General features: G+C 66.3%; 18 protein-coding genes. 9 read left to right on the top strand and 9 right to left on the bottom strand.

What is annotated here, in order from left to right; all coding sequences use genetic code 11:
• Positions 1-26: 26 nt before the first annotated feature.
• Positions 27-983 (top strand): LysR family transcriptional regulator, encoded by a 957-nt coding sequence (locus SBI20_RS02615; protein WP_317973582.1) that lies wholly within the window; start codon positions 27-29, stop codon positions 981-983.
• On the opposite strand, the gene SBI20_RS02620 is transcribed toward SBI20_RS02615, so the two are convergent.
• A complete protein-coding gene (locus SBI20_RS02620; RefSeq protein ID WP_317973583.1) occupies positions 938-1,807 on the bottom strand; it encodes a LysR family transcriptional regulator in 870 nt (289 codons plus the stop codon). The genes SBI20_RS02615 and SBI20_RS02620 overlap by 46 nt on opposite strands.
• A 177-nt stretch (positions 1,808-1,984) precedes the next feature.
• On the opposite strand from SBI20_RS02620, the gene SBI20_RS02625 reads away from it, so the two are divergent.
• The gene (locus tag SBI20_RS02625; protein ID WP_317973584.1) at positions 1,985-2,953 is read left to right on the top strand and encodes a bile acid:sodium symporter family protein; all 969 of its coding nucleotides are present in this window, start codon (positions 1,985-1,987) and stop codon (positions 2,951-2,953) included.
• A 211-nt stretch (positions 2,954-3,164) separates the two neighbouring features.
• Here the strand turns inward: SBI20_RS02625 and SBI20_RS02630 are convergent, their stop codons facing one another.
• Positions 3,165-3,632 (bottom strand): Lrp/AsnC family transcriptional regulator, encoded by a 468-nt coding sequence (locus SBI20_RS02630; RefSeq protein ID WP_317973585.1) that lies wholly within the window; start codon positions 3,630-3,632, stop codon positions 3,165-3,167.
• A 152-nt stretch (positions 3,633-3,784) separates the two neighbouring features.
• On the opposite strand from SBI20_RS02630, the gene SBI20_RS02635 reads away from it, so the two are divergent.
• A complete protein-coding gene (locus tag SBI20_RS02635; RefSeq protein WP_317973586.1) occupies positions 3,785-4,732 on the top strand; it encodes a DMT family transporter in 948 nt (315 codons plus the stop codon).
• 21 nt (positions 4,733-4,753) lie between these two features.
• Here SBI20_RS02635 and SBI20_RS02640 read toward each other — a convergent pair whose 3' ends face one another.
• The 4 genes from SBI20_RS02640 to SBI20_RS02655 form a co-directional block, all read right to left on the bottom strand.
• The gene (locus tag SBI20_RS02640; RefSeq protein WP_411911488.1) at positions 4,754-5,227 is read right to left on the bottom strand and encodes a MerR family transcriptional regulator; all 474 of its coding nucleotides are present in this window, start codon (positions 5,225-5,227) and stop codon (positions 4,754-4,756) included.
• Between the two features lie 63 nt (positions 5,228-5,290).
• Positions 5,291-6,925 (bottom strand): long-chain-fatty-acid--CoA ligase, encoded by a 1,635-nt coding sequence (locus SBI20_RS02645; protein WP_317976024.1) that lies wholly within the window; start codon positions 6,923-6,925, stop codon positions 5,291-5,293.
• Positions 6,926-7,121: 196 nt separating this feature from the next.
• Entirely contained in the window at positions 7,122-8,423 is a 1,302-nt protein-coding gene (locus SBI20_RS02650) for an OmpP1/FadL family transporter (RefSeq protein WP_317973587.1), read from the bottom strand.
• 110 nt (positions 8,424-8,533) lie between these two features.
• A complete protein-coding gene (locus SBI20_RS02655) occupies positions 8,534-8,881 on the bottom strand; it encodes a DUF2147 domain-containing protein (RefSeq protein WP_317973588.1) in 348 nt (115 codons plus the stop codon).
• Between the two features lie 323 nt (positions 8,882-9,204).
• Here SBI20_RS02655 and SBI20_RS02660 point away from each other — a divergent pair, with 323 nt between their 5' ends.
• The 4 genes from SBI20_RS02660 (at position 9,205) to SBI20_RS02675 (ending at position 15,887) form a co-directional block, all read left to right on the top strand.
• A complete protein-coding gene (locus SBI20_RS02660; RefSeq protein WP_317973589.1) occupies positions 9,205-10,338 on the top strand; it encodes a thiolase family protein in 1,134 nt (377 codons plus the stop codon).
• On the top strand, positions 10,338-12,698 hold the full coding sequence (locus SBI20_RS02665; protein ID WP_317973590.1) for a 3-hydroxyacyl-CoA dehydrogenase/enoyl-CoA hydratase family protein: 2,361 nt from the start codon (positions 10,338-10,340) through the stop codon (positions 12,696-12,698). The genes SBI20_RS02660 and SBI20_RS02665 overlap by 1 nt, the downstream gene beginning before the upstream one ends.
• Positions 12,699-12,719: 21 nt before the next feature.
• On the top strand, positions 12,720-14,510 hold the full coding sequence (locus tag SBI20_RS02670) for an acyl-CoA dehydrogenase C-terminal domain-containing protein (RefSeq protein WP_317973591.1): 1,791 nt from the start codon (positions 12,720-12,722) through the stop codon (positions 14,508-14,510).
• Between the two features lie 102 nt (positions 14,511-14,612).
• Positions 14,613-15,887 carry an MFS transporter gene (locus SBI20_RS02675; protein ID WP_317973592.1) on the top strand — a complete coding sequence of 425 codons (1,275 nt, stop codon included), beginning with the start codon at positions 14,613-14,615 and terminating at the stop codon, positions 15,885-15,887.
• A 22-nt stretch (positions 15,888-15,909) separates the two neighbouring features.
• Here SBI20_RS02675 and SBI20_RS02680 read toward each other — a convergent pair whose 3' ends face one another.
• Complete coding sequence (locus SBI20_RS02680; protein WP_317973593.1) at positions 15,910-16,302, bottom strand: winged helix-turn-helix transcriptional regulator; 393 nt, start codon at positions 16,300-16,302, stop codon at positions 15,910-15,912.
• 202 nt (positions 16,303-16,504) lie between these two features.
• Between SBI20_RS02680 and SBI20_RS02685 the strand changes: the two genes are divergently transcribed.
• Positions 16,505-17,056: a flavodoxin family protein gene (locus SBI20_RS02685; protein ID WP_317973594.1), complete on the top strand. Its 552-nt coding sequence runs from the start codon at positions 16,505-16,507 to the stop codon at positions 17,054-17,056.
• A gap of 61 nt (positions 17,057-17,117) precedes the next feature.
• Here the strand turns inward: SBI20_RS02685 and SBI20_RS02690 are convergent, their stop codons facing one another.
• Positions 17,118-18,014 (bottom strand): LysR family transcriptional regulator, encoded by an 897-nt coding sequence (locus SBI20_RS02690; protein WP_317973595.1) that lies wholly within the window; start codon positions 18,012-18,014, stop codon positions 17,118-17,120.
• Positions 18,015-18,115: 101 nt separating this feature from the next.
• On the opposite strand from SBI20_RS02690, the gene SBI20_RS02695 reads away from it, so the two are divergent.
• Positions 18,116-19,228 carry an S-(hydroxymethyl)glutathione dehydrogenase/class III alcohol dehydrogenase gene (locus SBI20_RS02695; protein ID WP_317973596.1) on the top strand — a complete coding sequence of 371 codons (1,113 nt, stop codon included), beginning with the start codon at positions 18,116-18,118 and terminating at the stop codon, positions 19,226-19,228.
• Positions 19,229-19,336: 108 nt separating this feature from the next.
• On the opposite strand, the gene putA is transcribed toward SBI20_RS02695, so the two are convergent.
• Entirely contained in the window at positions 19,337-22,990 is a 3,654-nt protein-coding gene (putA, locus tag SBI20_RS02700; RefSeq protein WP_317973597.1) for a bifunctional proline dehydrogenase/L-glutamate gamma-semialdehyde dehydrogenase PutA, read from the bottom strand.
• Positions 22,991-22,998: the final 8 nt, after the last annotated feature.

A 22,998-nucleotide genomic window follows, 5' to 3' on the forward strand; every position in this document is an offset into this window, starting at 1 on the left:
AAACCATCGGTGAAGGAATTTTATCAATGTCTCTTCCCGACCTCGAAGCCTGGGCGATCTTTGCCAAAGTCGTCGATACCGGCTCGTTCGCCGCCGCCGCAGAGGCGCTGGGGCTGTCCAAGCCCACGGTATCCAAGGCGCTGGGCCGTCTTGAGGCGCGGCTCGGCGTGCCCTTGCTGCACCGGACCAGCCGCCGTCTGGCGCTGACCGAAAGCGGGCGCGGCGTGCTCGAACGCGCGCGGCGCATCCTTGCCGATGGCGAGGCCGCCGAGGCACAGGCGGGCGCCGAGGGCGACACCCCGCGCGGGCTGGTGAGGCTGGCCGTGCCGATGAGCTTCGGCTTGCGCCATGTCGCGCCGCTCCTGCCCGAATTCATGGCGCTGTATCCGCATGTCGCGCTCGATCTCGATCTGTCCGATGCGCGGGTCGATGTGGTGGGCGGCGGGCACGACGTGGTGCTGCGCATCGCCGAACTGGGGGATTCCTCGCTGCGGGCGCGGCGGCTGTGCGCGGTGCGCCGCTCGCTGGTGGCCGCCCCCGCCTATCTGGCCGCCCATGGCACGCCCGTCCATCCGCGCGAACTGTCCGATCACGAGGGGTTGCTCTATACCAACCTCGATCTTCCCGCCTCGTGGCGCTTTCACCATGCCGCGCAAGGAGACTATGTGGTGACCGTTAAGGGGCGGCTCGGGGCCAACAATGCCGATGCGCTGGCCCCGGCGCTGCTGGCCGGGCTGGGCCTTGCGCTTCAGCCCGATTTCATGGTCTGGGACCATCTGGCCTCGGGCCAACTGGTCGAGGTCATGCCCGAGTGGCGCCTGCCCGACATCGCGCTCCATCTCGTCACCCCGCCGGGCCTCCATCGCCCGGCGCGGGTGCGGGTGCTGATCGATTTTCTGGCCGCCCGCCTGAGCCGGGCGGCGTGGGTTTCACCCGTTCAAGGGGCAAAACCGGAAGAAGACGTACCGACATCGGCCCAGTGAAGGATCGCGGCGGTCAGGGCTTCTGCTGCCGGATGGTTGCCGCCCGGGCCCAGCACGGCAAATTCGATGCCGGGCAGTTCGGGCAAGTCGCCATGGAGACGGACCGGGGCCAGCCCCTGAGGGATGAGGCGCAGCGAATGGGGCATGACACCAAGCCCCGCGCGGGCCGCTGCCGTCAATCCGCTCAGGCTTCCGCTGGTGAAGGCCACCCGCCATGTCCGCCTTTCGCGCTCGAGCGTGTCGAGCGCCAGCGCGCGGGTCACGCTTGGCGGCGGATAGAGCAGGAGCGGGACCGGCTCGCCCGGTTCGACGCGGTGGTCGGGCCGGGAAACCCAGCCCACCGTCTCGCGCCAGGCAGTCACCCCGCGCCGTTCGGTCTTGCGCTTTTTCACCAGCACCATGTCGAGTTGCCCGGCGTCGAACTGGTCGTAGAGCGTCTCGCTCAACCCCACGGTCAGCGCCACGTCGACATCGGGGTGGCGACTGGCAAACAGCGCCAGCACGTCGGGCAGGGCCGAGAGCACGAAATCCTCGCAAGCCCCGAACCGCAGCCGCCCGCGCAGCCGCATGCCGGCCAGATGCGCGTCCATCTGCCCATGCGCGGCCAGAACCCGGCGGGCATGATCGAGAAAAGCCTCGCCCTCGGTCGAGAGCGCCACGCGGTGGGTGTCGCGGGCGAGCAGGCGGCGGCGCGCAAGGTCTTCGAGGCGGCGGATCTGCTGGCTTACGGTCGATTGCCGCATCCCCAGAACCCGCGCCGCGCCGGTGAAGCTGCCACATTCGGCAACCGTGACGAAGGCAAGCAGAAGGTCGGGGCCAATCATGGCCCAAGGCTATCGCATCGGGGGCGGGACAGGTCAATTATCGCAATTCTGAATGACTATTATCACGATGATCAAGATTGTGCATGATCGCGCACCCGCCTAACGCGCAAGGCAAGCTGGAAGCGCAAAAAACCAGAGGCGCAAAACCCAGAGGCGCAAAACAAGGACAGGCCGCTCATGCAAAGGCTCCGCACGCTCATCGATCCCTACCTGCTGATGCTGATCGGCACGATCACGCTGGCCGCGCTGTTCCCCGCCCATGGCGCCGGAGTGGCCTGGGCCGACATGGCCGTGACGGTGGCGGTCGCGCTGCTGTTCTTCCTCTATGGCACGCGTCTGGCGCCACAGGCCGTGTGGCAGGGGCTCGCCCACTGGCGGCTTCAGGGTCTGGTTTTTGCCAGCACTTTCATACTTTTTCCGATCATCGGGATCCTCGTGGTCCATGCCATTGGCGGGCTGGTCGCCCCTGATATTGCGCTTGGGCTGCTCTACTTGTGCGTGCTGCCTTCCACGGTGCAAAGCTCGATCGCGTTCACCTCGATCGCGCGTGGCAATGTGCCCGCCGCGCTGTGCAGTGCTTCGGTCTCCAACCTCGTGGGTGTCGTGCTGACCCCGCTGCTGACCGCGCTGGTCCTGCCGACTTCGGCCAGCGGGGGCTTTTCGCTCCACAGCCTCGAATCCATCGCCATGCAGATCCTGCTGCCCTTCGCGGCCGGGCAGGTCGCGCGGCCGTTCATCGGGCCGTTCCTGGCCCGCTACAAGAAGATCGTCGGCTATGTCGATCGCGGCTCGATCCTGCTGGTGGTCTATGCCGCGTTCAGCGCGGGCATGGTGGCGGGCGTGTGGACACGTCTGGCGCCGCTCGATCTGGGTGTGGTTCTGGTGATCGACCTGGTGATCCTCGCGATGGTCATCGTGGCAACCACCCTTGCCAGCCGCCGCCTGGGCTTCTCGAAGGAGGACGAGATCACCATCGTCTTCTGCGGCTCGAAGAAGAGCATGGCCAGCGGCATTCCCATGGCCACGATCCTGTTCGCCGGCCATGCCGTCAGCCTGATCGTGCTGCCGCTGATGCTGTTCCATCAGGCCCAGCTTTTCGTCTGCGCGACGCTGGCCCGCCGCTATGCCGCGCGCGATCAGGATTGAGGCGGCATTCTGTCAGTGTCTGATCCGAAACTCCCGTTTCGGATCGCTCGGCACCGGTCCACTCCCCCACCCGACCTCCCAACGATAGTACCCTATGGGAGGTCGGCCCCCTCAGCGAAAACGTCCCCCGGACGTTTTCGTGTTCTTCGGGACGGGAGTGGGCCGGTGCCGAACCGAAATTCGCCTCTTGGGCGAATTTCAAATCAGACTCTCAAATTGGCAGGGTGAGGCCGGTCTTCACCCTGTCGAGCACCATCGTCGAACTGTACGAGCGCACGAGTTCGTTGTCGGCAAAGAGCCGGGCCGAGGTGCGCTCGTAATCGGCCAGCGAGGGCGCCACCACCACCAGCACGAAGCAGATCGTGCCCATCACCAGATAGCACTGCTGGACTTCGGGCGCGGCCCGGAAGAAGGCCTTGGCCGCCACGACCGTTGGAGAACGGTCGTCGACGAGAGCCACTTCGACGAGAACCGTGATCGGCAGGTCGACCGCCACCGGATCGACAAGCGCGGCCATCTTCTCGATCACGCCATCTTCGCTCAGACGGGCGATCCGCCGCTGGACTGCCGGGGCCGAGAGGTTGACCCGCTGCGCGATCTCGCGCTGGGGCCGGGTGGCGTCGTCCTGGAGCAGGCGCAGGATGGCGCGATCATAGTCATCGAGCTTGCGAGCGGACATTGCGCCAAAGGCTCCCCGGGCGAGTGAAAAATTCGTGATCAGCCCGAAATCACAGCCCCGAAATGCCATGAATAGTGGTATTGGTTCAAGACAGATCGCGCCGGAGACAGGCCGGGCGGTTTGCATCCCCCCTGATTTTTTCGGATTCCATCGTGATCGAACGCAAGCCTATCGACGCCACCGCCGTTGCCATCATGGTCGTGCTCTGCGCGATCTGGGGAGCACAGCAGGTGCCGATCAAGCTGGTCGCAGCGGCCATGAGCCCGATCCTCCAGATGGGGCTGCGTTCGGGGCTGGCCGCGCTCGCCACACTTTGCGTCATTTTCTGGCGGGGCGATGCCCATGCGATCAACCGCCACACCGTGCTGCCCGGCCTTGCCATCGGCGCGCTGTTCGGCACCGAATTCGTAATGGCGGGCGAGGCGCTGCGCTTCACCAGCGCCTCGCATGTGACGATCTACCTTTATACCGCTCCCATCGGCGCGGCGCTGGGGCTCGGGCTGCTGCGCCGGGATGAACGCCTGCAACCCGCGCAATGGCTCGGTATCGCGCTGGCCTTTGGCGGGGTCGTGCTGGCGTTCAGCGGGGGCGGGGATGGCGCGCACTATCCGCAGATGCGTCTGGGTGATGCGCTGGCACTGGCCGGGGCCTGTGGCTGGGCCTGTACCTCGATGGTCCTGCGCAACAGCGCCATGGCCAATGCGCCCGCTTCGGTGGCGCTGTTCTTCCAGCTTTCCGGGGCCTTCGTGCTGTGCACGATGCTGGCCCCGGTTCTGGGCGAAACCCGCGTGACGGTTACCACGCCCCTGATCGCAAGCCTCGCCTTTCAGGTCATCGTGGTCGCCTTTGCCAGCTATTTGTGCTGGTATTCGCTGCTGCGTCGCTACAGCGCCTCGCGTCTGGGCGTGCTCACTTTCATGACCCCGATGTTCGGGGTCGCCTCCGGGGTGGTCCTGCTGGGCGACCGGCTCGACGCCGCGTTCATCGGCGGGGCGCTGCTGATCCTGGCGGGCATCCTCATCGTGAGCAGTGCGGGCCTGCTGCCCGCGCTCGCCGCGCGGCTGTTCCGGCGCCTGCGCCCGGCGGCGCTCAACTCCTGACCGGCCTCGCTTTTCTCCCCGTCAGTCCTTTGCTGGCGCATCCTTGAGCAGGCCGATCCGTTCGAGGGCCTCTTCTTCCATGGCCTGAAGCTCGGCCATAGTCTTTTGCAGCGCCACACGCTGGCTTTCCAGCTTCCTGAGCCGCATGCGAATGTGGCTGACGAGGTGCTGCAACTGTTCGAGCCGGGTGGGATCGACATCGTAGAGATCGAGAAATTCCTTGATCTCGCGAATGGTGAAGCCCAGCCGTTTGCCGCGCAAAATCAACTGCATGCGCGCCACATCGCGATGCGAGTAGATGCGCGTGCTGCCCACACGGGCCGGTTCGATCAGGCCCTTGTCCTCGTAGAAGCGCAAGGTCCGGTGGGTCACCCCCAGCTTGCGGGCCACGTCCTGAATGCCCTGGAGTTTTTCCTCGGGCGAGGGTTCAGGCGCGTCCTGCTGCTGTGGGGGCGGCGGGGGCGGATCGGCATGGGTTTCGATGTCGAGGGTCACGGGTCTTGGCCTCCGGTGGCACGGGAGCTTGTGCCATAAGCAGACAGGATTGTCGTGTCACGTTCAAGCGTTGCCGGCTTCGTTCGCCTTGGCCGCTTCACGGCGGGCACGCTCCTCGGCGACGAGTTCCTTCTTGGAAAGCTTGCCCACCATGGTCCGGGGCAGGCTGTCGCGGATCTCGACGGCACGGGGCACCTCGATCTTGTTGAGATGCCCGGCGAGGAAGACCAGCAGGTCTTCCGGGCTGATGGAATGCCCGGCATGGAGCTTTACGAAGAGCTTGGCGCTCTGTCCGCGATAGGTGTCGGGAATGCCGATGGCGATGGCTTCCTCGATGGCCGGGTGGAGATAGGCAGCCTCCTCGATCACGCGCGGATAGACATTGTAGCCGCCCGAGAGGATCACGTCCTTGAGCCGGTCGACGAGATAGAGATAGCCGTCCGCGTCGAGATGGCCGATATCGCCCGTGCGCAGCGCGCCCTCGATGAAGACTTGCGCGGTCTCCTCGGGGCGCTTCCAGTACCCGGCCATGACTTGCGGGCCCCGCACGCAGACCTCGCCATTCTCGCCAAGGGGCAGGATCGTGCCCGGATTGTCGGGATCGCGGATTTCGATCTGTGTGCCGGGGAAATGGACCCCGCAACTGTTGGCGCGGATTTCACCATCGACCGGGTTGCAGGTCACGATGGGCGAGGCCTCGGTCAGGCCATAGCCCTCGCAGACCCGTGCGCCGGTGCGCTTCTCGAAAGTTTCGCGCACTTCGAGCGGCAGCGGCGCCCCGCCCGAAATGCAGGCCCGCAACCGCGAGAAATCGGGCACACGGGCATCGTCGAGCGCATTGATCGCGATGAACAGCGTAGGCACCCCGAAAAACAGCGTGGGCGGTTTGCGCCGGATCGTGGCGAGGAAGGCTCCCATCTCGAAACGCGGCATCAGCACGAGTTCGGCCCCGGCCAGGATCGAGAAATCGAGCACCGCGGTCAGCGCGAAGACATGGAAGAACGGCAGCACCGCCAGCGTGCGCTGGGGCGGGGGCAGATCCCCGTGGATATGGGCCTGTTGTTGCAGGGCGTTGGCGGTCAGGTTGCGGTGGGTGAGCATGGCGCCCTTGGGGGTGCCGGTGGTGCCACCGGTATACTGAAGCACGGCGAGGTCTTCGGGCACCAGCGCCACCGGGCTGACCGGATCGCCGCGCGCGATGAGGTCGCAAAAGCGCATGTGGAGCGCATCATGGGCATAGCGGGCATGATCGCGCCGCTTGAACAGGCGCCAGGCCCAGGCCTTCACCTGCGGCAGGATCCCTGCCATCGGGCAGACGAGGATCTTCGAAAGCGCGCATTCCTGTGCCAGGTCGCGCACTTTGCCGTGGATCTCGCGCAAGTCGGGCACGGCGACGATCCGCGCGCCGCTGTCCTTGAGCAGGTGGCGCATTTCGCCCGGCGTGTAGAGCGGGTTGAGGTTGACCACGACCGCCCCGATCTTGAGCGCGGCGAAATAGAGCACGATGTAGTAGGGCGTGTTGGGCAGGCACAGCGCGATGCGGTCGCCCTTGACCACGCCCAGATCCTGAAAGCCGCGTGCGGCGCGCTCGATCATTCGGCCCAGCGCGCGATAGGTCCAGGTCCGGCCCATGAAATCGACGGCGATGCGCGGGCCATGGTCGCGCACCGTCTGGTCGATCAGATCGCCCAGCAGCATGGGAGGAGGCGACCAGTCGGGCGACAGCGTATCGCGGAAGGGGGCCGATGATGCGCCAGGCGCGGAGGACGAAGGGGGCATCGTGAGGGCGGCGACCATGGCGGTTCTCCGATGGGTATCTGGATCAGAAAAGGAAAACAGTGTCCGGTTCCGCGCACCGGGAGGCTTCAGGCCTTCGAGTGCGCGGACGTGTGGATCAAAACGCGAGGCGGCCTCCCAGCGAGAGGACGACCACATGGGCCTTGCTCAGCGTGCCATCGACCAGAACCGGCGTCTGCGCCGCCGTGCCGGCATAGGCGGCGGTCACGCGGTTGATCGGGGCATCATCGAGCGTGATGTAATTGGCGGCCACGTCGATCTTGATGGCCTTGCCCATCAGGTGGGTGGCGCCCAGCGCGAAGTTCCAGCGGTTGGCATCGGGCACGCGGGCGTCGCGATCGTCGGGGCGGACCGGGCTGACATCGCGCTGGATACCCCCGCGCACGGTCCACTTGGGGGCCACTTGCGCGTCGAACCCGGCGGCAACGGCCCAGGTGTCGCGATAGTTTTCCGGGATCGCCGTGTTGAGCGGGGCTCCCAGCCGGATCGCGTCGAACTCTGACCAGCCAAAGCGCGTGGCCTGGGCATTGAGGGTGAGGGCCGGAGTGATCGCCCAGCGCCCGCCAAAAGTCACCTGCCAGGGCGTGGTAAAGCGCGCATGGGTGGCAATCGTGCCATTGCGCGGGGCCAGCGGCCCGAGCAGCCCGGTGACTTCCACCTGTCCGTTGAGCTTGTGGGTGATGGCGGACTTGTAGCTGATCCCCAGCGTCACCCGCTTGCCACGAAACTGGCTGCCGATCGACCAGCCCACGTCCCAACCCTTGCCCGAAAGCGTCTGGCTGCCATCGGGCAGCGATGCCAGCAGGTTGGGCAGGGCATTGCCGAGCCGGGCATCGGCATGTTCGATGTTGATCGCCGCGCCCAGCGCGATCACCGGAGTTACTTGCCATGCCAGCGAGGGCTGGAAGTCGATGGTGCGCAGTTTCGTGGTCAATGCGCCATAGCGTGCCCAGCTGTCAGGAGCATATTCGGTGGTGAAATTGTAGGGGGCGGTGAAGGCAAGCCCTGCGGCAAACCCGTGGCCGAGCGAATGGGCGATGGCGCCTGCCGGAACAACGCCCTTGTGGATCGGATTGTGGGCGCTTGCCACGCCGCCGACGGGGGCCGGGCTCTGGCCCGGACGGACGATCAGCGTGCCCGCATCATCGACCCGGCCGGTGGGCAGGATGCCCGTGGCGCTCATGGCGGATTCGCCGCCGGTCATCCCGGCGATGCTGGCCGGGTTCCACCACAGGCTTTCCGCGCCCGTATCGGCCACTTCGCCCGAAAAGGCGCGGCCCGAGGCCTTGGTGGACTGGTCCTGAAGGTAGAAGCCGCCGGCCAGCGCGGGGCTTGCCAGCCCCGCCGTTCCGGCCAGAAGCGTGGCAATGCCCAGCGCCTTGCGATGGATCAGGTTCATCTCTCTCTCCCGTTTTTTTCGGTTATCGTGCCGTCGTTGCGGCGGGACTTGTCTTTTTGGGATCAGTCTTGTCTGAAAATGCGTGAAATCTGTGGCTTGTGAGCCATTCTTCAGGGAAGACGCTTCCACGTCTGGGTCTTGCACAAGGGCCAGACAATGCAGCCCTTGAGCTTGAGCGTATTGGCGTCGGCCAGTGTCACGGTGGCCTTGTAGGTGCCGCCATCCTCGGGATTGTAGATCGTCCCGCCGCTCCAGCCCTCGCCGTCGCGGCGGAAACCCTGAAGAATGGTCAGGCCCTTGAGCGCGCGGCTGCGCAGGGCCGGATCGCGATTGGCGCTGTCGGGATAGGCCGGATTGGCGCGGATGTGGTCGGATTCCATCAGGCGCCCGCAGATCGAACTTCCACAGGCGGCAATCTCGACGACACCATGGCGGGAAGGGGTGGACCAGCGCCCCATGGCCTGTTCAGGGCGGGTTTGATCAGGGAGTCCATGCGCGGCAAATGGCATCCCTGTCAGGGACACCACGGCCAATACCAGTAACGGCTTGCCTTTCATCGTTTTTATCCTCACCCCCGGATTGGTGGCCAGACTCGCATCGGGCCGCCATCCGGATTTTGACACGACATTCTGTCGCAGTTTCGACTCACTCTATGCCTTAAAAATTGGTTGACGTATAGGGAAACTTGCGCACCATTACGGACAACAGCAAGGCCAGTCGCGAATCCGTGCCGGTGGCACAATTCAAGGGCCTCGCCACAACAGGAAGAGGATGCTTGCCCATGACGAATGCGGTTATTGCCGGCTATGCCCGGTCGCCGTTCCACCTTGCCGGCAAGGGCGCGCTCGCCCGTACGCGGCCCGACGATCTGGCCGCGGCCGTCGTTGCCGGGCTGATCGCCCGCACTGGCATCGCCCCCGATGCGATCGAGGATCTGATCGTGGGCTGCGCGTTTCCCGAGGGCGAACAGGGCTTCAATGTCGCCCGCCTGATCGGCATGATCGCGGGCCTGCCGCGCAGCGTGGGCGGGATGACCGTCAACCGCTTCTGCGGCTCGTCGATGAGCGCGATCCACTATGCCGCCGGCCAGATCGCGCTGGGCGCGGGCGACGTGTTCATCGCCGCCGGGGTCGAATCGATGAGCCGGGTGCCCATGCTGGGCTTCAACCCGCTGCCCAACCCGGTGCTGGCCAGGAACAGCGAGGCCTATATCGGCATGGGTGACACTGCCGAGAACCTCGCCCGCCAGTACGACCTGACCCGCGCGGCGCAGGAAGCCTTCGCCGTCGCGAGCCAGGACAAGGCCGCCGCCGCCATCGCCGCCGGGCACATGAAGGACGAGATCGTCGCCATCGAGACAAAGGCCGGAACGGTCGACACCGATGGTTGCCCCCGTCCGGGCACGAGCGCGGAAACGCTCGCTGGTCTCAAGCCCGCCTTCAGCGCCAATGGCACGGTGACCGCAGGCACCTCCTCGCCGCTGACCGACGGGGCGAGCGCGGTTCTCGTCGCCAGCGAGGCCTATGCCCGCGCCCATGGCCTGCCGATCCTGGCCCGGATCAAGAGCGTGGCCATTTCCGGCTGCGCGCCCGAGATCATGGGGATCGGTCCGGTGGAATCGAGCCGCAAGGCGCTGGAGCGTGCCGGGATCGGCGTGAGCGATCTCGACGTGATCGAACTGAACGAGGCCTTCGCCGCCCAGTCCATGGCCTGCATCGCCGACCTCGGGCTTGATCTGGCGAAGATCAACATCGATGGCGGGGCCATTGCGCTGGGCCATCCGCTGGGGGCGACGGGCGCGCGCATCGTGGGCAAGGCCGCCTCGCTGCTGGCACGCACCGGTGGCAAGTATGCGCTGGCGACGCAGTGCATCGGCGGCGGACAGGGCATCGCGACGGTTCTGGAGGCGATCTGATGAACGGCACATCTCTTTCCGCAGGCCCCTCTTCGGGCATCAGGCCTTCGGGTATCGGCAAAGTCTGCGTGATCGGCGCAGGCACGATGGGGGCAGGCATCGCCGCGCAAGTGGCCAATGCCGGGGTTCCCGTGCTCCTGCTCGACGTGGTGCGCGACCCTGCCAAGCCCAATGCGGTGGCGCAGGCCGCGCTCGACCGTCTGCTCAAGGCGGAACCTGCCGCCTTCATGAGCAAGCGCGCCGCGCGTCTGGTCGAGGTCGGCAATATCGAGAGCGATCTTACCAAAGTCGCCGATTGCGACTGGGTGATCGAGGCCATTGTCGAGCGCCTCGACCTCAAGCACGCGCTCTATGAAAAGCTGGAAGCCGTGCGCCGTCCGGGCAGCGCGATCTCGTCGAACACCTCGACGATCCCGCTCGGCCAGTTGGTGGAGGGCCGCAGCGAGGCCTTTGCCCGCGATTTCCTGATCACCCACTTCTTCAACCCGCCGCGCTACATGCGCCTGATCGAAGTCGTCGCCGGGCCGCAGAGCAATCCCGCGCTGGTCGAGGCGGTCGCCGATTTCGCCGACCGCGCGCTGGGCAAGACCGTGGTGCGAGCCAAGGATACCCCCGGTTTCCTCGCCAATCGCGTCGGCACGTTCTGGATCCAGCAGGCGATCAACGCCGCCATCGACCTGGGCCTGAGCGTCGAGGAAGCCGATGCCGTGGTCGGCAAGCCGATGGGCGTGCCCAAGACCGGCGTGTTCGGCCTGATGGATCTGGTCGGCATCGACCTGATGCCGCACCTCAAGGCCAGCCTGACCGCAACCCTGCCCGCAGATGACCCCTATCGCGCCATCGCCATCGAGCAGCCGTTGATCACGCGCATGATCGCCGACGGGTTGATCGGCCGCAAGGGCAAGGGCGGCTTCTATCGCCTCAACCGCGAAGCAGGGAAGCGCAAGGAGGCCATCGACCTTTCCACCGGGGAATACCGCGCCGCCGCCAAGCCGCCCTCGCTGCCCGGCGCGGCCTTCAAGGACTTGCGTGCGCTGGTCGGCCTTTCGGGCAAGCTGGGCGCCTATGCCTGGGCCGTGCTCGGCCCGACGCTGGCCTATGCCGCCGCCCTCGTGCCGCAGGCGAGCGACGACATCGTCGCCATCGATGCGGCGATGAAGCTGGGCTACAACTGGAAATGGGGGCCGTTCGAGCTGATCGACAAGCTCGGCACGGCAGCCTTTGCCCAGCGCCTTGAAGCCGAAGGGCTCCCGGTTCCCGCTATCGTTACGCTCGCCGCCGGGCGTCCGTTCTACCGCGTGGAGGGTGGCAAGCGGCAATATCTGGGGCTTGATGGCGCCTATCACGATGTCGTGCGGGCCGATGGCGTGCTCCTGCTCGAAGACGTCAAGCTTACCGCCAAGCCCTTGCTCAAGACCGCCTCGGCGGCGTTGTGGGACGTGGGCGACGGGGTCGTCGCGCTCGAATTCACCGGCAAGATGAACGCGCTCGACGCCGAAGTGATGAAGCTGATCGGCATGGCGATCCCGCTCGTCGCGGAAAAGTTCAAGGCCATGGTGATCTACAACGAGGGCACCCATTTCTCGGCCGGGGCCAATCTGGGCCTTGCCCTGTTCGCGATGAACATCGCGGCCTGGGGCGAGATCGAGACACTGGTTTCGGGCGGGCAAAAGGCCCTGAAGGCGCTGAAATACGCGCCCTTTCCGGTGGTCGGCGCGCCTGCGGGCATGGCGCTGGGGGGCGGCTGCGAAGTGCTGCTCCACTGCGACGCGATCCAGGCCCATGCCGAAAGCTATATCGGCCTGGTCGAATGCGGGGTCGGCCTCGTGCCCGGATGGGGCGGCAATGGCGAGATGCTCGATCGCTGGCTCAAGAACCCGGCGCTGCCCAGAGGGCCGATGCCCGCCGTGGCCAAGGTCTTCGAGACGGTCTCGACCGCGACGGTCTCCAAATCGGCGGCCCAGGCCATCGAGCATGGCTTCCTGCGCCCGACCGACAAGGTGACGATGAACCGCGAACGCCTGCTGGCAGATGCCAAGGCCCGCGCGCTGGCCATGGTCGAAGGCTATGCCCCGCCCGAGCCGCCCACGTTCCGCCTGCCGGGCGAAGGGGGAAGGGCCGCGCTGGCCATGGCGGTCGAGGGGTTCCGCGCGCGGGGCCTTGCAACGCCGCACGACGTGGTCGTGTCGGGCGCGCTCGCGCGCATCCTGACCGGGGGCGAGGCCGATCTGGTCGATACCGTCACCGAGGATGACCTCCTCGCCCTCGAGCGGGCCGAATTCCAGGCGCTCGTGCGCCATCCCGCGACGCAGGCCCGGATCGAGCACATGCTCAAGACCGGCAAGCCGCTTCGCAACTGATCTGATCGAAGGAGATTTGCCATGCAGATCTATACCGCGCCCTTGCGTGACATGGGCTTTGTTCTCAACGAACTGCACACCGACGACGGCTTTGGCGGCCTGCCTGCTTTCGCCGATTTTACCCCCGAACTGACCGAAGCGGTGCTGGGCGAGGCCGCGCGCCTGTGCCAGGACGTCCTGCTCCCGCTCAACCGCAGCGGCGACGAGGAAGGCTGCACGTTCGAAAACGGCACTGTTCGCACGCCCAAGGGCTTTGGCGATGCCTATCGCCAGTTTGTGGACGGGGGCTGGAACGCGCTCGTCCTGCCGGGCGAATGGGGCGGGCAGGGCGCGCCCGAAGCGCTGGGCAAGCTGGTCGAGGAAATGATCTGCGCGACCAACGTGTCGTTCAGCCTCTATCCGGGCCTCACCAACGGCGCGATTGCCGCGCTCACCGTCTATGCCAGCGACACGCTCAAGCAGGCCTACCTGCCCAAGATGGTCAGCGGCGAATGGTCGGGGACGATGTGCCTGACCGAACCCCATTGCGGGACAGACCTTGGCCTGCTGCGCACGCGTGCCGTGCCGGGCGAGGACGGCAGCTATGCGATTTCGGGTGCCAAGATCTTCATTTCGGCGGGCGAACACGACCTGACCGCCAATATCGTCCACCTCGTCCTCGCCCGCCTGCCCGACGCCCCCAAGGGGGTGAAGGGGATCAGCCTGTTCCTCGTGCCCAAGTTCCTGCCCGACGAGCAGGGCCAGCCTTCCGTCCGCAACGGCGCCCATTGCACCGCGATCGAGCACAAGATGGGCCTCAAGGCCTCGGCCACCTGCCAGATGCAGTTCGAGGACGCCAAGGGCTGGCTGGTGGGCCAACCCCATCGCGGCCTCGAAGCGATGTTCACGATGATGAACGCCGAACGCGTGGGCGTGGGCATTCAGGGGCTGGGGATCGGCGAGGCGGCCTATCAGTCGGCGGTCTGGTATGCGCGCGAGCGGGTTCAGGGCCGTTCGCTCTCGGGCGTCAAGCATCCCGACAAGCCCGCCGATCCGATCATCGTCCACCCCGATGTGCGGCGCATGCTTCTGACTATGCGCGCGTGGAACGAAGGGTGCCGGGGCGTGGCGGGCTGGGTCGCACGCGCGCTCGACGCGGAAAAGCACGGGGAAACACCCGAGCAGCGCCAGCGGGCCGCCGATTTTGTCGCCCTGATGACCCCGGTGGTCAAGGCGCTGTTCACCGACCTTGGCCTCGAAAGCGCGAGCCTTGCGGTCCAGTGCTATGGTGGCCACGGCTATATCCGTGAAAGCGGGGTCGAACAGTACATGCGCGACGCACGCATCGCCATGCTCTATGAAGGCACCAACGGCATCCAGGCGCTCGATCTGGTCGGTCGCAAGATGCCCGCCGAAATGGGCCGCTATCTGCGCAGTTTCTTCCACCCGGTCAGCGACTTCATCGAGGCCAACAGCCAGGACCCGGCCATCGGCAAGATGGCGACCGGGCTGGGGCAGGCGTTCAAGGCGCTTCAGGGCGCAACGGCTTTGATCGCCGAGCGGGGGCTCAAGGATGCCGAGGAAGGCGGCGCGGCGGCGAGCGACTACTTGCGCCTGCTGGGCCTCGTCGCGATGGGCTACTGCTTTGCCAAGGCGAGCAAGATTGCGGCGCAGGCGCTGGCCCAGGGCAGCCCGGACGCCGCATTCTACAAGGCCAAGATCGACACCGCGCGGTTCTTCTTTGAAAAACTGCTGCCCCAGACCGCCTCGCTCTATCTGACGATCAAGGCGGGCAAGGGCGCGGTCATGGACTTCGCCGAAGCGGCATTCTGACACAGGCACGCAACAGTTCCGCCCTGATCGCAAGGCGATGCCCTTGCGATCAGGGCGGCGGCGGCTAAAAGGCCGCCCATGGACAGAGCGGAAAATGCCCCCATGAGCAATGCCCAGCGCTTGCGCGCAATTCTGGCAGGTTCGGCGGGTAACCTCATAGAATGGTACGATTTCTACATATACGCTTTCACCGCGCTCTATTTCTCCTCGGCCTTCTTTCCCAAGGGTGATCCGCTGGTTCAGATCATGGCGACGAGCGGCATCTTTGCCGTCGGCTTCCTGATCCGGCCCATCGGGGGCTGGTACTTTGGCCGTCTGGCCGACCGCCACGGGCGCCAGCGCGCGATGGTGGTCTCGGTGCTGATGATGGGCTGTGGCGCGGCGCTGATCGCGGTTCTGCCGACCTATGATCAGGTCGGGCTGGCCGCGCCCGCGCTGCTGCTGCTGGCGCGGATGATCCAGGGTTTTTCGACCGGCGGCCAATATGGCACCGCCGCCACTTACCTGAGCGAAATCGCGGGCAAGGGCCATCGCGGGTTCTGGTCCTCGTTCCAGTATGTCACGCTGGTGGGCGGGCAATTGCTGGCGACGGTCGTGGTTCTGGCCATGCAGCACGGGCTGGGCGAGGCCGCGATGAAGGCCTATGGCTGGCGCATCGGCTTTGCGCTGGGCGCTGGCGGGGCCGGCCTGATCCTTGTTTTGCGGCGCTTCATGCTCGAAACCGGCAAGGCCGGGCAGGGCAAGGCGGGCGCCGGTTCACTTCGCGAGCTGCTGACCGTCCACTTGCGACCGTTCCTGCTGGTCGTCGCGCTCACGGCGGGGGGCAGCCTCTCGTTCTACACGTTCACGACCTACATGCAGAAGTATCTCGTGCTGACCGTGGGGATGACCAAGCCCGACGCGACCCTGCTGATGCTCGGCGTGCTGGTGGTGTTCATGATCCTTCAGCCGATCATGGGCGCGGTGTCCGACCGGATCGGGCGGCGCAACAACATTCTGGTCTTCTCGGCCCTTGCCACGGTCGCCACGTTCCCGATCTTCACCGCGCTCGCGCATGTCGATGTCCATGGGCCGCGCGGGAGCCTGCCTGCGGGCCTGCTGGTTCTGGCCGGGCTGCTGATCAACAGTTTCTACACCTCGGTCAGCGGGGTGTTCAAGGCCGAGATGTTCCCGGTCCACGTTCGCGCGCTGGGGGTCGGGCTGGCCTATGGCCTGGGTAATGCCCTGTTCGGCGGCACGGCGGAGAATGTTGCGCTCGCGCTCAAGAGTACGGGCCACGAAAGCGGGTTCTACTGGTATGTTACCGTGCTGTGTGCCGTGGCACTGGTCGCCGCGCTCATGCTCAAGGACACGCGGCGCAACGATCCGCTGGGCTGAACGCTGGCCGCTGGGCTGCAAATCAGCCGGGCAGAAGGCCTGCCTCCATTCGCGCGTCGTAATCGGCCTGCGCCGTGGCGATGGTGGCCATGTTGGCCTCGGCCCAGTGGGTGAGCACGGCGACTGTCTCGGTCAAGGTCTCACCCAGCGGGGTGAGCGCGTAGACGACCGTGACCGGCACCGTGGCAAAGACCGTGCGCGAGACCAGCCCATCGCGTTCGAGGCGCTTGAGCACTTGCGAGAGCACCTTTTGCGAAATGCCCCGGATCGACTGGCGCAACCCGTTGAAGCGCACTTCACCCCCGCGCAAGTGATCGAGCACCAGCAGGGCCCATTTGTCGCCCAGCCTGTCGAGAACCTGCCGCGCCGGACAGCCGGGGTCATAAACGTTATAATTTCCGCCGCTACAGGGCATGCCATTCTCCGAAAGCTCCACTCTCCGCAAGCCTGGGCGGTTTCCCCAAGGTAACCTCGTTACGGACAAGTGCCTTCTTACCATGATTTCGAATCGGAACTATGCATCGCATCGAAACATGGTTTCCATTGGATACCACATTTCCTGCGTGAGGCCAAACCGCCGCCGCAGTCCTGCCCATTCATGAACAAGGAGGCCCGCGATGGCCCGCACTGTCGTTGTCTATCATTCCGGCTATGGTCACACCAAGGTCGTGGCCGAACACGTTGCCCGCGGCGCGCAAGGAACCCTCGTGGCGATCGACGCCGAAGGCAACCTGACCGAAGACGAATGGGCGCTGGTCAACGAAGCCGACGCGATCATCTTCGGCACGCCCACCTACATGGGCAACGTGAGCTGGCAGTTCAAGAAATTCGCCGATGCCACCTCGAAGGCCTGGTTCACCCGCGCCTGGCAGGACAAGGTCTTCGGCGGCTTCACCAATTCGGCCAGCCCCAACGGCGACAAGCAGGTCGCGATGATCACGCTCCAGACGCTCGCCTCGCAGCACGGCGGCATCTGGGTGAGCCTTGGCGTGCCTCCGTCGAACACCAAGGCGGCCACGATTGCCGATCCCAACAATCTGGGCGGTTCGGTCGGGTTGCTCACCCGCGCTCCGGCCGATGCCTCGGTCGATGAAGTGCATTCGGGCGACCTTGCGACGGCGGAAACCTATGGCGCCCGCGTGGCGGCCATCGCGGCCCGTCTGGCTTGATGAAAATGGATGCGGGGCCTGCGTGCCCCGCATTTTTTCAATGACATGGGTCGCGTTCTTGCTACGCCAGTGAAGCACCTCTGGCCATTGCCTCGGGCAATTTGCGGCCCAGCAGGGCGATGAAATCGGCAACCTTGCGCGGCACGAGGCGGCGGCGCGGATGCAGCGCCCAGACCGGCTCCTCGGTCGCCCGGAAGGCTTCGAGCACGGGTTCGAGCAGGCCCGACGCAATCGCCTGCGCGGCATAGAAATCAGGCACTTGACAGATGCCCAGTCCGGCCAGCGCCGCCGAAGTGACTGCCGGGCCGTTGTTGCACCGCCAGCGTCCGCGCGGCTGATAGGTCGTTTCGGCAAGGTCGCGCCGGAACTGCCAGTGATCGGACGAGCCCATCAGACAATCGTGGTGTTCGAGATCCTCGATGGTCTCCGGGCGCCCCATCCGGTCGAGATAGGACGGCGCCGCGCAGGTCACGAGGTTGCGCCCGCCCAGACGGTGCGCCGCGAGGCGCAAATCCCCTTGTGCACCGGTGCGGATGGCGAGATCAAAGCCTTCGGCCACGATGTCGACCACGCGGTTGCTGAAATCGAGGGTCACGTCGAGCGAGGGGTTGTCCATCGCATGGCGCAGCGCGAGCGGCGCGATGAAATGTTGGCCAAGCGCGGTCGGACAGGTTATCCTGAGGCTTCCGCGCAGGCCAAGGTCGCCGCTGGCAACCGCCAGTGCCGCATCGCGCTCGTCGATCAGGCGGCGCCCGCGTTCGGCCAGTTCGCGGCCCGCTGCCGTCAGCGCGACCTGCCGGGTCGTGCGGTGGAGCAGGGCGGTGCCGGTGCGGTGTTCGAGCGCGGCAATGGCCCGGCTGACATGCGAGGTGGAGCGCCGCAGTTTGCGGGCAGCGGCCGCAAAAGTGCCGTTTTCGGCAATGGCAACGAGTTCTTCCAGACCCGCCCAGTCTGACATGGCATTATCCCGGTGGTGCAATAAACTTTTGCACAAATGCGCTCTTTGTGCCCGCCATGCAATGATGTAGGCCAAGCCCCTCGATAAGGAGGAATTCCCGGATGAAGACCCGTGCCGCCGTGGCCTTTGAGGCCAAGAAACCGCTGGAAATCGTCGAGCTCGATCTCGAAGGCCCCAAGGCGGGCGAGGTTCTGGTGGAAATCATGGCCACCGGCGTCTGCCACACCGATGCCTATACGCTCGACGGGCTCGACAGCGAGGGGCTGTTCCCTTCGGTGCTCGGCCATGAAGGCGCCGGGATCGTGCGCGAATTGGGGCCGGGCGTGACCAGCGTGAAGCCGGGCGACCACGTGATCCCGCTTTACACCCCCGAATGCCGCCAGTGCAAATCGTGCCTCTCGGGCAAGACCAACCTGTGCACCGCGATCCGCGCCACGCAGGGCAAGGGCCTGATGCCCGATGGCACCACGCGTTTTTCCTACAAGGGCCAGCCGATCTTCCACTACATGGGCTGCTCGACGTTCTCGAACTTCACAGTCCTTCCCGAAATCGCGGTCGCCAAGATCCGTGAAGATGCCCCGTTCCAGTCGAGCTGCTACATCGGCTGCGGCGTGACGACGGGCGTTGGCGCGGTGATCAACACCGCCAAAGTGCAGGTCGGCGACAATGTCGTGATCTTCGGTCTGGGCGGCATTGGCCTCAACGTGATCCAGGGCGCACGTCTGGCTGGCGCCAACAAGATCATCGGTGTCGACCTCAATCCTGACCGCGAGGAATGGGGCCGCCGCTTCGGCATGACCGACTTCCTCAACTCCAAGGGGCTGAGCCGCGAGGAAACCGTCGCAAAGATCGTCGAGATGACCGATGGCGGCGCGGACTACACGTTCGACGCGACCGGCAATACCGAAGTGATGCGCACCGCGCTCGAGGCCTGTCACCGTGGCTGGGGCACCAGCATCATCATCGGCGTGGCGGAAGCGGGCAAGACCATCGAGACCCGTCCGTTCCAGCTGGTGACGGGCCGCAACTGGCGCGGCACGGCCTTCGGCGGTGCCAAGGGCCGTACCGATGTGCCCAAGATCGTCGACATGTACATGCAGGGCAAGATCGAGATCGACCCGATGATCACCCACGTCATGGGCCTCGAAGAGATCAACACCGCATTCGACCTGATGCACGCGGGCAAGTCGATCCGCAGCGTCGTGGTGTTCTGATCCGGTCTTGAGGGGCGGGCACAGGTTCGCCTCTCACAGCCTTGAATGCCCATAAAAAAGGGGCCGCGCGATGCACTCGCGCGGCCCCTTTTTTGTACGCTTTCCCGCTTATACCATGGCCATCAGGCTGGCATTGCCGCCAGCGGCCGTGGTGTTGATCGAAACGCTCACTTCCTCGACCAGCAGGTCGAGCGGATAGCTTCCGTCCACCGGATCGGCGGCATGGAGCGCCACGATCATGCCTTCACGGTCGGCCAGTGCCTGCGCCACGGCCTGCGCAGGCGCGCCGGTTTCCTCGACGAGGGCGGCGGCCAGGATCTGGGGCCGTCCGGGGCGGGCCCAGATCACGCGGTCGGCCAGCGTCCTGGACCAATCGGCAGGGGCTTTGTTCAGCAGAGCATTGGGGGCCAGAGGCGCGCCGGACATGACGACGGCGCTGTTGCCGGTGGCCAGAACCGCGCCGAGCTGACGCCAGAACCCGGCCTCGCTCGCCGCATGGAGGGCAATGGCCCCGCGCGGCGCGATGCGGTAGCGGTTGCTTTCGCCCACGGGGCCCGCCAGTTCGATCTCCACGCCCAGCTTCGAGGCCGCCATTGCCGCGCGGACGGCAAGGGCCGCCTTCCGGTCGCCCTTGTGGTCGAGCCAGTCGGCCAGATCGGCGGCGGCAAGATCACCCTTGGTGGCCACGCCCTTCAACACGGTCGGAACGCCCGCCCGCCCGCGCACGAGGCGCGAGAGGTAGAGCGGCCCGCCCGCCTTGGGCCCGGTGCCCGAAAGGCCGCGCCCGCCAAAGGGCTGGACCCCGACCACCGCGCCGATGGTGTTGCGGTTGACGTAGAGATTGCCCGCGTCGATCGCCCCGGTCACGCGCTCGACCGTTTCGTCGAGGCGGGTGTGCAGGCCAAACGTCAGGCCATAGCCGGTAGCGTTGACCGCCGCGATCACCTGTTCGAGATCGCGTGCGGCATAGCGGACGACATGGAGCACCGGCCCGAAGACCTCGCGCCCGAGCGCGTCGATGCCCGGCACTTCGATCAGCGTGGGGGCGACGAAAGTTCCGGCCTGCGCAGCCTCGGGCAGCGCCACGCGATGGACGCGGAAACCCCGTGCGGCCATCGCCGCGACATGGGCCTCGATTACGCCTTGCGCCTTGGCGGTGATCACCGGGCCGACATCGGTTGCCAGTTGCACCGGGTTGCCCAGCGCCAGTTCGGCCATCGCGCCCTTGAGCATGGTCAGCGTGCGGTCGGCCACGTCGTCCTGAAGGCAGAGCACGCGCAGCGCCGAACAGCGCTGGCCCGCGCTGTCGAAGGCCGAAGCGATCACGTCGCCCACGACCTGCTCGGCCAGCGCCGAAGAGTCGACGATCATGGCGTTCTGCCCGCCGGTTTCGGCGATCAGCGGGATCGGGCGGCCTTGCGCATCGCTGCGGCTTGCCAGCGTGCGCTGGATGATCCGCGCCACTTGCGTCGAGCCGGTGAACATCACGCCCGCCACGCCCTCGGCCTCTACCAGCGCGGCGCCGATTGCGCCATCGCCGGGCACGAAAACGAGCGCCGATGCCGGAATGCCCGCCTCGTGGAACAGGCCGACCATGACTGCGGCGATCAGCGGGGTTTCCTGCGCGGGCTTGGCCAGCACCGGGTTCCCCGCGACGAGGGCGGCGGCGATCTGCCCGGCAAAGATCGCCAGCGGGAAGTTCCACGGCGAGATGCACACGACCGGCCCGAGCGGGGCGGTATCTTCCAGCGTTTCGCGGGCCTGCGCGGCATAATAGCGCAGGAAATCGACCGCTTCGCGCACTTCGCCCACGGCATTGGCGGCGGTCTTGCCCGCCTCGCGGATGATCAGGCCGAGAAGCTGGCTTCCGCGTGCTTCGAGCAGGTCAGCCGCGCGTTCGAGCATGGCTGCCCGCTCGCCCACGGGCACTTGTGCCCAGGCCTCCGCACCTTCGCGGGCAAGGGTGACGGCTCCGGCGGCTTCCTCGCGCGTCATCGGCCAGACTGTACCCACGATGTCGGCATGGTCGGCGGGGTTGCGAACGGGCTCGCCCTCACGCCCGCTCGTACCCGCTTTCCAATCGGTCTGGGCGCTGGCGGCGAGCAGGGGGGCAAGGCCATCGAGCACGGCTTCATCCGCCAGATCGAGCCCCTTCGAATTGGCGCGGCTGCCATAGAGCGCGCCGGGCAGGGCGACCGCCGGGTGGGGCGCGCCCGGATCGGCGCTGGAGACGACCTGCGCGACAGGATCGGCCACCAGCTCGGACACCGCCACATCCGGGTCGCCGATGCGGTTGACGAACGAGGAATTGGCCCCGTTTTCGAGCAGGCGGCGGACCAGATAGGCCAGAAGCGTCTCGTGCGTGCCCACCGGGGCATAGACGCGGCACGGGCGATTGAGCTTGGCGGCGCCCACGACCTGATCATAGAGCCCTTCGCCCATGCCATGGAGGCACTGGAACTCGTAGTCGCCGACCTTGAAGTCGGGCCCGGCCAGATGGAGCACCGTCGCCAGCGACTGGGCATTGTGGGTGGCAAACTGAGGGAACACCACGTCGCGCGCGGCCAGCAGCTTGCGGGCACAGGCGACATAGGCGATGTCGGTGTGAACCTTTTGGGTATAGACCGGGAAATCGGCGAGGCCATCGACTTGCGCGCGCTTGATCTCGGCATCCCAATAGGCACCCTTGACCAGGCGGACCATGATCCGCCGCCCGCTGCGGCGCGCGAGGTCGATGATCCAGTCGATCACGAACGGGCACCGCTTCTGATAGGCCTGAACCACGAAGCCAAGCCCGTCCCAGCCCGCCAGATCGGGATCGAGCGCGAGCATTTCGAGCAGGTCGAGCGAGAGTTCGAGGCGGTCGGCCTCTTCGGCGTCGATATTGAGGCCGATGTCGTGGGCGCGGGCCATCAGGCACAGCGCCTTGACGCGGGGCAGCAGTTCGGCCTTCACCCGATCGACCTTGGCCCGGAAATAGCGCGGGTGGAGCGCGGAAAGCTTGATCGAGATCCCCGGCCCGGCATAGATCCCGCGCCCGGCCGAAGCCCGCCCGATGGCCGTGATGGCGTCTTCGTAGGAGGCATTGTAGCGGTCGGCGTCCTCCGCCGTCATCGCCGCTTCGCCCAGCATGTCGTAGGAAAAGGCAAAGCCGACCGCCTCGCGCGGGGCGGCATTGGCAAGGGCGAGGTCGATGGTTTCGCCGGTCACGAACTGCTCGCCCATCATCCGCATCGCCGCATCGACCGCGCGGCGGATCACCGGTTCGCCCAGACGGCCCAGCAAGCGGGTCAGGCCAGCGCCGAGCCCGGCCTCGTCCTGTGCGCTGACCAGCTTGCCGGTAACCAGCAGCCCCCACGAGGCTGCATTGACAAAGACCGGACGGTCCTTGCCCAGATGGCCGCGCCAGTCGCCATGGGCGATCTTGTCGCGGATCAGCGCGTCGCGCGTGGCCATGTCAGGAATGCGCAGCAGGGCCTCGGCCAGACACATCAGCGCCACGCCTTCGGGGCTGGAAAGCGCATATTCCTGCACAAGGGCCTGCACCGCGCCGGGCCGCGCGCCCGCGCGCAGCGCCTCGATCAGCCTTGTGGCCGTGGCGGCAATGGGCCGGGCCAGTTCGGCAGGCACTTGCGCCTGGGGCACGAGCGCGGCGAGGCAGGTGCGCTCGTCGCGGCGGGTGGCGGCGGTGATCGCCTGACGCAGGGGGGAGTGCCCGGCAAGCGGGGCCGTGAAGCGGGCGAAGGGCGCGGTGTGATCCATGGGCCGAT

This window comes from Novosphingobium sp. IK01 (genome assembly GCF_033242265.1).
Taxonomy (GTDB): Bacteria; Pseudomonadota; Alphaproteobacteria; order Sphingomonadales; family Sphingomonadaceae; genus Novosphingobium; species Novosphingobium pituita.